The following is a 675-nucleotide window of genomic DNA, read 5'->3' as shown; positions in this document are numbered from 1 at the left end:
TCTAGTACGGTCTCGTGGGCTCGGCATGCTGCATGAGCATGATTTGTCTCCTTCCCGTCCGCCTCTTTGTCGGCCGTCCCCGCGTTCTTGCCAGTTGGGCAAGGCGGCCGATTATGGATATGTCCTGATGCTCCCCGGCACGCGCCGGAGAGTCCTGCCTTCGAAGCCCGGCATCGGTCGATGCGCCCGCCGGGCTTCAATCTGTCACGCCGCGCGCAGCGGCAGGTTCCTCACGCCCGTCTGGCGATTCGGCGCCATGCCGTTGGCGGCAAGCGTCTCGTCGACAGTCTCGTACTGGACGCCGATGCGGTAAATCTCGCGCGCTTCCTTGCCGCTGGCAATCTCGCGCCCGAGTTCACGCGCGACGCGCACGCACTGCTCGATCTGCTGCACCGATGTGAAGCGCTTGCCGTGCTGGTCGATGATCGTGTCTTCGATGCCGCAACGCGGATGCAGGCCCATCGACATCGCCATCATGTTGAACGGCAGCACGTTCTTGAGCAGCGACTCGGCCGTGAGCGTGCAGCCATCCGGCGCGCGATGCACGAAGTTGAAGAAGTTGAACGGGTTCGGGCCGTCGAAGCCGCCGCCGATGCCGATCCACGTCAGGTTCAGCGGCCCCTTGTAGACGCCCTTGCGCACGAGGCGCTCGAGCGTTTCGAGCGCATGAATGCC

1 protein-coding gene is annotated in these 675 nt (G+C 64.4%); it reads right to left on the bottom strand.

All coding sequences use genetic code 11. From position 1 onward, the window contains the following. Positions 1 to 204: 204 nt before the first annotated feature. Positions 205 to 675, bottom strand: a 471-nt coding sequence (locus BN2475_RS33095) for a 3-keto-5-aminohexanoate cleavage protein (protein WP_143326069.1), incomplete at its 5' end; no start/stop codon positions are given.

This window comes from Paraburkholderia ribeironis, from assembly GCF_900019265.1.
Taxonomy (GTDB): Bacteria; Pseudomonadota; Gammaproteobacteria; order Burkholderiales; family Burkholderiaceae; genus Paraburkholderia; species Paraburkholderia ribeironis.
Note: the sequence above shows the minus strand (reverse complement) of the source record. Positions and strands in the feature narration are given on the sequence as shown.